Annotated in this window: 7 protein-coding genes; 6 read left to right on the top strand and 1 reads right to left on the bottom strand. The window is 64.2% G+C overall.

Features of this window, described 5'->3' with window-relative positions:
* Nucleotides 1-298: 298 nt before the first annotated feature.
* Nucleotides 299-565, top strand: coding sequence for a 30S ribosomal protein S15 (gene rpsO, locus I6E39_RS05135; protein WP_235380540.1), 267 nt, complete (start codon nucleotides 299-301; stop codon nucleotides 563-565).
* Between the two features lie 344 nt (nucleotides 566-909).
* Nucleotides 910-3,060, top strand: coding sequence for a polyribonucleotide nucleotidyltransferase (locus I6E39_RS05130; protein ID WP_235380539.1), 2,151 nt, complete (start codon nucleotides 910-912; stop codon nucleotides 3,058-3,060).
* Between the two features lie 126 nt (nucleotides 3,061-3,186).
* Here I6E39_RS05130 and I6E39_RS11135 read toward each other — a convergent pair whose 3' ends face one another.
* Entirely contained in the window at nucleotides 3,187-4,023 is an 837-nt protein-coding gene (locus I6E39_RS11135) for a GGDEF domain-containing protein (RefSeq protein ID WP_235380538.1), read from the bottom strand.
* A gap of 281 nt (nucleotides 4,024-4,304) precedes the next feature.
* Between I6E39_RS11135 and I6E39_RS05120 the strand changes: the two genes are divergently transcribed.
* The 4 genes from I6E39_RS05120 to I6E39_RS05105 all read left to right on the top strand — a co-directional run bounded on the left by I6E39_RS05120 (nucleotide 4,305) and on the right by I6E39_RS05105 (nucleotide 9,868).
* The gene (locus tag I6E39_RS05120; protein ID WP_235380537.1) at nucleotides 4,305-5,333 is read left to right on the top strand and encodes an acyltransferase family protein; all 1,029 of its coding nucleotides are present in this window, start codon (nucleotides 4,305-4,307) and stop codon (nucleotides 5,331-5,333) included.
* A 125-nt stretch (nucleotides 5,334-5,458) separates the two neighbouring features.
* Nucleotides 5,459-6,235: a TIGR00282 family metallophosphoesterase gene (locus tag I6E39_RS05115; protein ID WP_235380536.1), complete on the top strand. Its 777-nt coding sequence runs from the start codon at nucleotides 5,459-5,461 to the stop codon at nucleotides 6,233-6,235.
* A gap of 289 nt (nucleotides 6,236-6,524) precedes the next feature.
* A complete protein-coding gene (locus I6E39_RS05110) occupies nucleotides 6,525-7,613 on the top strand; it encodes a metallophosphoesterase family protein (RefSeq protein ID WP_235380535.1) in 1,089 nt (362 codons plus the stop codon).
* A complete protein-coding gene (locus I6E39_RS05105; RefSeq protein ID WP_235380534.1) occupies nucleotides 7,610-9,868 on the top strand; it encodes an AAA family ATPase in 2,259 nt (752 codons plus the stop codon). The genes I6E39_RS05110 and I6E39_RS05105 overlap by 4 nt, the downstream gene beginning before the upstream one ends.
* Nucleotides 9,869-9,919: the final 51 nt, after the last annotated feature.

Genomic DNA, 9,919 nt, shown 5'->3' with positions numbered 1-9,919 from the left:
GACTCGGATATCCTGCTCTTCTGATCCCGTGCCGCCCCCCGCCCCGCGCCTTGGCGTGGGGCGGTTTTTTATGCCGGCCCAACATCTTGTGGGTCGCCGGAAAAGTCAAAAATTTTCCCGTCAGTTCGGGATTTTTTCCTTTACACCGGGAGAAAATTATGATATATTAACTCAGCGCGAAAATGCGCCGACATGCCCACCGGCCTGGTTCCGGGATATGGCCCGCGCGGGTGCGCGGGGATTCACCCGCCCGCTACCCAGCCTTTTGGGCAAGACAACATGAAAGGTGGAATTTCCCATGATCCGCAAGGACGAAAAGACGGCCGTTATCGAGGCCAACCGCACCCACGAGACCGACACCGGTTCTCCCGAGGTCCAGATCGCTATTCTGACCGCCCGCATCAACGAGCTGACCGAGCACCTGAAGGTCCACATCCACGACAACCACAGCCGCCGCGGCCTGTACAAGATGATCGGTAAGCGCCGCAAGCTGCTGGATTATCTGATGGACAAGGACATCGAGCGTTACCGCGCCATTATTGCGAAGCTCGGCATCCGTAAGTAAGTTTGTGGATCATAGGGCAGCGCGTCATGTGCTGCCCTATGTTCGCATATAAACCCGATCTTTGTTTCGGGGCTTTCCCGCTTTTTTAGCAGTTGAATATGGGCCGAAGCGCCGAATTCCCGGGCAGGGGAGCTTGGAGCGAAGCGAGGAATGCAAACCAAGAATCGTTCCACGATTCTGTTTGTGTTCCGAGTCGGAGTGAAAGCGACCCGGCCGCGCGGGAACCGAGGCGTGACAACACCGAAGCGCCGAATCTTCGTGAGCAGCGTTTCGACCCGGATTCAAGTGCTAAAAGGTAGGTCAAGGCTCCGGAACTCCAAAATCTTTCACAAAGGAGTATCGAAATGTCTACTATCATCAAGCACAAGCAGTTCCCCAACAACAAAAAGTGGACCATGGACCTGTGCGGCCGTCCCCTGACCATCGAGATGGGCAAGATGGCCGAGCTGGCCAGCGCCTCCGCCATGGTCACCTACGGCGAGACCTCCGTCCTGGTGGCCGTCACCGTGGCCCCCCGTCCCCGCGACGGCATCGACTTCTTCCCCCTGTCCGTGGACTTTGAGGAGAAGCTGTACGCCGTGGGCCGCATCCCCGGCTCCTTCATGCGCCGGGAGGGCCGTCCCTCTCTGCCCGCCGTTCTGGCTTCTCGCCTGATCGACCGGCCCATGCGCCCCCTGTTCCCCAGCGATTTCCGCAATGACGTGTGCATCCAGTGCACCGTTATGAGCGTGGATTACGACTGCTCTCCCGAGATCGCCGCCATGATTGGCGCCTCCGTCTGCGTCAGCTGCTCCGAGGCCCCCTTCGCCGGCCCCATCGGCGCTCTGGAGGTGGGCTACTGCGACGGCCAGATCGTCCTCAACCCCACCCAGGAGCAGCGCAAGACCTCCCGCATGGACGTGACCGTGGCCGCCACCGCCGGCAAGGTCGTCATGATCGAGGCCGGCGCCGACGAGATCCCCGACGAGATCATGTACGCCGGCATCGTGAAGGCCCATGAGGAGATCAAGAAGCAGGTGGAGTTCATCAACGGCATCGTGGCCGAGGTGGGCAAGCCCAAGATGGAGTACGATCACGCCGCCTTCAACCAGGAACTGTTCGACGACATCGTGGCCAACTTCATGGACGAGGCCAAGGCCGCCATGGACACCGACGACAAGAACGTCCGGGAAGAGCGCTGGAACGCCATGATCGACCACTGGCACGAGAAGTATCTGGAGCAGTACCCCGACATGGACCAGTACCTGGAGGAGTTCACCTATAAGTTCCAGAAGAAGATCGTCAAGGCCTGGCTGCTGGAGGGCCACCGCGTGGACGGCCGCGCCAAGAACGAGATCCGTCCCCTGGCCGCCGAGGTCGGGGTCCTGCCCCGCGTCCACGGCTCCGGCCTGTTCACCCGCGGCCAGACCCAGGTTCTGTCCGTGGCTACCCTGAACACCCTGGCCGCCAACCAGAAGCTGGACACCATCTGGGAGGAGACCGAGAAGCGGTATATGCACCACTACAACTTCCCCCCCTACTCCGTGGGCGAGGCCAAGCCTCCCCGCTCCACCAACCGGCGTGAGTACGGCCACGGCGCTCTGGCTGAGCGCGCTCTGATCCCCGTGCTGCCCTCCGTGGAGGAGTTCCCCTACGCCATCCGCGTGGTGAGCGAGGTCCTGTCCTCCAACGGCTCCACCTCCCAGGGCTCCATCTGCGGCTCCACCCTGGCTCTGATGGACGCCGGCGTGCCCATCAAGGCCCCCGTGGCCGGCATCTCCTGCGGTCTGATCCAGGACGACGACGGCTCCTTCCAGACCTTCATCGACATCCAGGGCGTGGAGGACTTCCACGGTGAGATGGACTTCAAGGTGGCCGGCACCAAGGCCGGTATCACCGCCATCCAGATGGACCTGAAGAACGACGGCCTGTCCCATGAGATCATCAAGGAGGCTCTGGACATCACCCGTGACGCCCGCTTTGCCATCCTGGACGAGATCATGTTGCCCTGCATCTCCGCCCCCCGGGCCGAGGTCAGCAAGTACGCCCCCAAGATGATCACCATGAAGATCGACCCCGACAAGATCCGCGAGGTCATCGGCAAGGGCGGCTCCGTGATCCAGAAGATCACCGCCGAGTCCGGCGCCACCGTGGACATCGAGGACGACGGCACCATCCACATTGCCTCCCCCAACGCCGAGTGCTGCGACGTGGCCAAGAAGATGATCGACACCATCGTCTTTGTCCCCCAGGTGGGCGAGCTGTACTACGGCAAGGTGGTCCGCATCCTCCAGTTCGGCGCCTTTGTGGAGCTGGCCCCCGGCAAGGACGGCATGGTCCACATCTCCAAGCTGGCCGACCACCGCGTGGACAAGGTGGAGGACGTGGTCAACATCGGCGACATGATTTGGGTCAAGGTCACCGAGATCGACGACAAGGGCCGTGTCAACCTGTCTTACCGCGATGCTCTGAAGGAGATCAAGGCCAAGAAAGAGGCCGGCGAGTCCATCAAGTAATTCCCTTAAACCATAAAAAGCTGGACGGCGTCTGCCGTCCAGCTTTTTGTTCTGTCGAATGTGGTCGGAAACGCCGACCCGGTCAACCGCCGCCGCAGGCGGCACCGCAGCGCCCAATTCCGGTGCTCACTCCCACCGGACGGCGTTTTTTCCCTTCTTGGCCCGGTAGAGCAGCTCGTCCGCCCGCCGGATCAGGTCCGTCTCCCCGTCCTCGCGGTAGATGCCGCCGATGCTGGCCGACAGGCGAAGCTCGGGGCACTCCTCCAGCACGATGCCGCGAATGGCCTGGCGGATGGTTTCCAGCCGGGCGGCAAAAATGTCCCGGGGGATATTCTGGAAAAGGATCAGGAACTCGTCCCCGCCGTACCGGATCACGGCATCCGTGCTGCGGATGCAGGACAGGGTGGCCTGCACGATGGCCTTCAGCGCCATGTCTCCAACCGGATGCCCGTATGTATCGTTGATCTGCTTGAAGTCGTCCACGTCCATGATGGCCGCGGCCCGGCTGCTCCCGAGGACCGCCATCTGGTCCTCGTAGTACCGGCGGTTGTAAGCTCCGGTCAGGGGGTCTATGTAGAGCCGCTGGTTGTAGCTGTTGATGGCCTCGGCAAATTCATTCTGCCCGTGAGCCCCGAAGAGGGCGTCGTCGGTGACGCGGGACACCATCTCCAGCACGAAGGGGTCTCCCTCTATCTCAAGATACATGGCCATTACATGGTATATCTCCCGGCCGATAAACTCGAACTTGGTCAGCTTTCCCTTTTGGGCAACGGCCTTGGCGGCAATGCAGTTCTCACACCGGTCCGTCTTGTTCCACACGGCATAGCACCGGTAGGGCTCCGCCTCCAGTTCCCCCCGGTCGCTGAGGGAATACTGGGTGGTCACCGCCGCGTCCACCAGCCGCACAAGATCAAAAACCACCTGCAGGTGACGGATCAGTTCCATCGTCTCCGTTTTCGTCACGTTTTTTCCTCCGTTTCCCTCAATTCGCGGGAATGGACCTTACCATATCATAAACCAATGTCAAATTCAAGGTATTTCCCCCCTTTCCACCGGGTTTTCTTCCGTTTGTTTCCATATTCCCGGTTTCTTCTCCCCCTGGACACCTGTTATTTTGCCCGCCCGCCGGGCGGTTGCCAATTTCTCCCGGATATTTTATAATGATAACAACGTCTGTCGGGCCGGCCCCATCTTCCGGCCCCAAATGCCCGGGGACGGCGTCCGTCCCCGGAGAGGAGGTCCCCATGTGCTACCGTATGCTGAGCAAATACCGCTCTGAGCTGATGGGCGCGGCCATGCTGTGGGTCATGCTGTTCCACGCCTCCGACCTGGACCTGGGCCACCCGCTGCTCAACAGCATCCGGGCGGCGGGCTTTGGCGGGGTGGACATCTTTATCCTGCTGTCCTCCATGGGACTGGCCATGTCCCTTGCCCGCCGGGAACAGGACTACTCCGCCTTTATGGCCCGGCGCGCCGCCCGGATCCTGCCCGCCTATTATCTGGTCATGCTCCCTTACACCCTGTTCCTCATCCTGGCCCAGGGCAAGCACTGGTCGGCCCTGCTGTGGAACAGCACCCTGCTCTACTACTGGATGCGCTCCTCCGGGGCCTTTAACTGGTATGTGGCCGGGGCCATGACCTTCTACGCCGTCACGCCCTTCTGCTTCCGCCTGCTGCGCCGGTCGGCCCACCGGGAGGGGCTGACCGCCCTGGCCGTGCTGGGAGGACTGGCGGTATGCCAGGTCCTCACCCACGAGGGCTACTGGTACGCCACCGACTTTTTCTACCGGGTCCCCGTCTTTTTTCTGGGGCTTCTGATAGGCTTCTATGTGCTGGAGGACCGGAGGCTGACCCCGCGCTCTCTGGCGTTTTGGGCCGCCGTGCTGGCCGCGGGCCTGTGCTACGGAGGGGTGAGCCTCACCGCCCCCTGGATCGACTGGCCGATCCACTTTCCCCTGTGCCACCTATTTTTGTTCACCACGGTGCCTATGTGCCTGGTCCTGTCCTTCTGTCTGGAGCGGCTGCCGCTGGGCTGGCTGCGCCGCTTTTTGAGTCTGGTGGGCCGAAACAGTCTGGAGATCTATCTGTTCAACGTCAGCCTCTTTTCCCAGACGGAGCTGCTGCGAAAGCTGGTCTGCTTCGGCCCCAGCAACCGGCTCTATTTTCTGGTCATGTTCGCCGCCAATATCGCCCTGGGCTGCTTGCTCCACGCCCTGGTGGAGGGCCTGCGGCAGCGGCGGACGGCCCGCTCGGCGGCGGGCAACGCTGCATAAGGCAAGAGGGACGGCAAACGCCGTCCCTCTGTTTTTTACTCAGTTGCTTATTTTAGGGGAATCCTTTATAATAATGGGATGTGAAAAGAAACCGCACGGGGACATCCCTCGAGGAGGATATGATCATGCTGCTGAAGATTTTAGCTGTGGGCGACGTGGTAGGAGAGGGGGGCCAGGACATTCTGGCCCGCCGGCTGCCCGGGCTGCGGCAGGAGCTGGGCGTCCACTTTACCGTGGTCAACGGAGAGAACGCCTCGGGCGTGGGCATCACCCCCCGGCAGGCCCGGGGCATCCTGGAGGCCGGCGCCGACGTTATCACCCTGGGCAACCACACCTGGAACCGCATCCAGATCGGGGACTTTCTCGACAAGGAGCCGCGCATCCTTCGTCCCGCCAACTACGCCGGCCGGGTGCCGGGGCGGGGCATGGGAGTCTACGCCTGCAAGGGCCTGCGGATCGCCGTGCTCAATCTGATGGGCCGGGTGGAGCTCAACCCCAATCTGGACAGCCCCTTCAAGGCGGCCAACGCCCTGCTCCGGGACGGGGGCTATGACCTGGCTCTGGTGGACTTCCACGCTGAGGCCACCAGCGAGAAGGGTGCCATGGCCTGGTATCTGGACGGACGGGTCCAGGCGGTGTGGGGCACCCACACCCATGTGCCCACCGCCGACACCCAGATCCTGCCCAAGGGCACGGGGTTCGTCACCGATCTGGGCATGACCGGCCCCAGCCGGTCGGTGCTGGGCATCAAGCCCGACCACTCCATCAACCTGTTCCTGGGTGGGCTGCCCCGGCGGTATGAGGAGGCCGAGGGCAACTGCAAGCTCAACGCCTGCCTGTTTACCATCGACACGGAGAAAAAGCGCTGTGTGGATGTCTGCCGGGTGGATATCCAGGAATAATTTAAATTTTAGTTTATCGTTTCATGTAGGGCGAGGGCTTATCCCTCCCCCTTTTGGCCTTCGGCCATTTCCCCCCGATGGGGGGAATCGGCCCCCGCCGTCCGACAGCTGCCATTTTGGCGGCGGCCCCAAGGGGCCGCCCTACGGGCGGGGCGTCCAGAGGCCGCCCCCTACGAAGCCATATTGTAAACCGTGCGTAGGGGGCGGCGTCCCCGACGCCCCATAATACATCCATAAACTAAAATTTATCTCTCATCTCAACCTCACAGAAAGGCAAGGAACAATCCCTATGCTGAAATTGATCCACGGGGCTGACCTCCATCTGGACAGCCCCTTTTCCGGCCTGACCCCGGAACAGGCCGCCCGGCGCCGGGAGGAGCAGCGGGACCTGCTGGACCGGCTGGACCGGCTGGCCCGGGAACGGGAGGCCGACCTGGTGCTGCTCTCCGGCGACCTGCTGGACTCCCAGCGCTGTTACCGGGAGACCGCCCAGGCTCTGGCCCGGGTCCTTGGCGACATCCCCTGCCCGGTGTTCATCGCCCCGGGCAACCACGACTTCTACTCCCCCCGGTCGGTGTACGCCACCCTGGAGTGGCCGGACAACGTCCATATCTTCCGGGACGGGGCCATGGAGCGGGTGGACCTGCCCCGGCTGAACTGTACGGTGTACGGCCGGGCCTTCACCGCCCCTCACCAGGAAGACAGCCCTTTGGCCGGCTTCCGGACGGAAGGGGAGAAGGGCGTCCTCCGGCTCATGTGCCTCCACGGGGACACGGCTCCCCAGAGTAATTACGGCCCCATCACCCCGGAGGACATTGCCGCCAGCGGCCTGGATTACCTGGCCCTGGGTCATGTCCACCAGTTCAGCGGTCTGAACCGGGCGGGGGACACCTTCTGGGCCTACCCCGGCTGTCCCGAGGGCCGGGGCTTTGACGAGCTGGGGGAGAAGGGGGTCCTCTATGTGGAGGCGGAGCCGGGGAACGTTACCGCCCAATTTGTCCCCCTGTGCCGCCGCCGGTATGAAATTTTGACGGTGGACGTCACCGGGGTGGCGAGCGCCCTGGCCGCCGCAGCCGCCGCCCTGCCCCAGGACACCCAAGACGACATTTACCGCCTGATCCTCACCGGGGAGGGGGAGGTCCCCGACCTGGCCGCTCTGGAACGGGCCCTGGCCCCCCGGTTCTACGGCCTGACCCTGCTGGACCGGACCCGCCTGCCCCGGGACCTGTGGGCCCGGCGGGAGGAGGACACCCTCACGGGGCTGTTTCTTCAGGCCATGTGGGACAAGTGCCGGGCGGAACCGGACGACCCGGTCTGCCAGCTGGCGGTCCGGTTCGGTCTGGCCGCTCTGGAAAATGGGGAGGACACGGCCCTATGAAAATCAAATCCATGACCGCCACCTTTGGCAAGCTGGACCGCGCCCGGCTGGAGCTGGGGGCGGGCCTCAATCTGATCCAGGCCCCCAACGAGGGGGGCAAGTCCACCTGGGCCGCCTTCTGGAAGGCGATGCTCTACGGCATCGACACCCGGGACCGGGACCGGAAGGGCTATCTGGCCGACAAGAACCGCTATCAGCCCTGGTCGGGCGCCCCCATGGAGGGAGAGGTCACCCTGGAGTTCCAGGACCGGGACATTACCATCCGCCGGGGTCCCAGGGGAAACACCCCCTTCGGCGCCTTCTCCGCCGTCTACACCGGCACGGAGGAGCCCGTCCCCGGCCTTACCGCCGACAACTGCGGCCAGTTGCTCACCGGGGTGGGCCGGGAGGTCTTTGAGCGCTCCGCCTTCATCGGCTCGGGCGGCTCCCTCACCGTCACCGCCGCCCCGGAGCTGGAAAAGCGCATCGCCGCTCTGGTCTCCTCGGGGGAGGAGGACGTGTCCTTCTCCCAGACCGAGGCCCGGCTGAAGGAGTGGCTCAACCGCCGGAAGGTGAACCGGAGCGTGGGCCTTATCCCCAAGCTGGAGGAGGAGCTGGCCCAGGTCCGGGAGGCTCTGGAGCGGCAGGATGCGGTCAGTGACCGCATCGCCCGGCTGGAGGAGGAACGGACCGCTCTGGAACGGGAGCGGGACGAGTTGGCCAGCGAGCAGTTTATCCACCGCCGTCTGGCCCAGCGGGAACTGAACCGCCGCTACGCCCAGGCGGGAGAGGAGCTGAACGCCGCCCGGGCCCAGCTCACCGCCCTGGAGGGGGAGTCGGCCAAGTACGGCGCCATCCCCGACCGGGAGCTGCTGAAAAAGGCCCAGGGGGAGCTACAATATCTGAAGGTCCTGGACGAGGAGATCAAGCAGGGGGAAGCCGCCCTGAAGGAGGCCGACGAGGCCTATGTCCAGGCCCAGATCGCCGCCCAGGACCAGCATTTCACCGGACTGTCCGGGGAGGAAGCAGCGGAGCAGGTCGCCCGCCAGCTGCGGGCCGCCGAACAGAGCCGTACCCAGGCTGCGACTTGGAAGCGCCGGGGTTGGCTGTCCCTGGCCTTTGCCGCCGCGATTCTTCTGTTTACTCAGTATATTTTTGCCGCATGGGGCGGCTGGCGGCCCGCGGCCTGGTGGTTTTCTCCCGGCCTGCCGCTGCTGGCTGTGGCCCTGTTTCTCCTGGCCGTCTATTCCCTGGTTCGGAGCAAAAAGGCCATACAGGCGGGACAGGCCGTCTTTGCCCGCTACCAGGTCCAGAGCCAAGAGGAGTTAGACGCCCTGGTCCGGGACTACCGCGCCCGCTGTGACGCGGCGGCAGAGGCGGCCCAGCAGTCCAAGGCCGTCCGGGGCACCCTCAACGACCGGAAGGCCCGCCGGGACAACAGCCGCGCCGACCTTCTCCGCTTTGTCCACACCTTCGCTCCCCAGGCTACCGACCTGTTCGGCTGCTCCGCCGCCCTGTCCAGAGCGCTGAATCTGGATCACGATCTGGCCCTGGCCCGGGACCGGGTGGAGGAGCGCCGCCGCCGCCGGGAGGATCTGGCCGCCCAGGGCGGACGGGACTACGACACCCTGGAAATGCTCTATCCCCCGAAGCGCTCTCCCCAGGAGACGGAAAAAGCCCTGGCCGCCGTCTCCGCCCGGCTGGACCAGACGGTCCAGGCGCTGAATCAGGCGCTGGGCCGCCGGAAGGCCATGGGAGACCCCGCCGCCCTGTCCGCCCGCCAGGAGGCTCTGGAGACGGAGCTGGCCCGCCGCCGTCAGGAGTACGACGCCCTGGTCCTGGCCATGGACACCCTGAAGCAGGCCAACGCCCGGCTCCAGGAGCGGTTCTCCCCGGAGCTGAACAAGCTGGCCGGGGCATACATGGCCCGGCTCACCGGGGACCGGTACGCCGCCGTCACTCTGACCCGGGAGCTGGAGGGGGCCGCCGCCCGCCCCGGCGACGTGTTGCCCCGCAGCGTGCTGTACCTGTCCCGGGGCACCGCCGACCAGCTGTATCTGGCGGTGCGGCTGGCGGTTTGCCGCCTGTGCCTGCCCGACAAGCCTCCCATCCTCCTGGACGACGCCCTGGCCGCCTTCGACGACCAGCGGCTGACTCTGGCGCTGGAGCTGCTGGCGGAGCTGGCCCGGGAGCAGCAGATCCTTCTCTTCACCTGCCAGCGGCGGGAGGGGCAGGCCCTGGAGCAGGCCCAAAACGTCACCCGTTTGACCCTGTAACGGTTGCATTTCCCGAAAAAAAGGCATATACTATCTGTCATTGAAGCCGGC

This window comes from Pseudoflavonifractor phocaeensis, from assembly GCF_021531375.1.
Taxonomy (GTDB): Bacteria; Bacillota; Clostridia; order Oscillospirales; family Oscillospiraceae; genus Lawsonibacter; species Lawsonibacter phocaeensis_B.
This window is presented reverse-complemented; position numbering and strand designations above follow the sequence as displayed.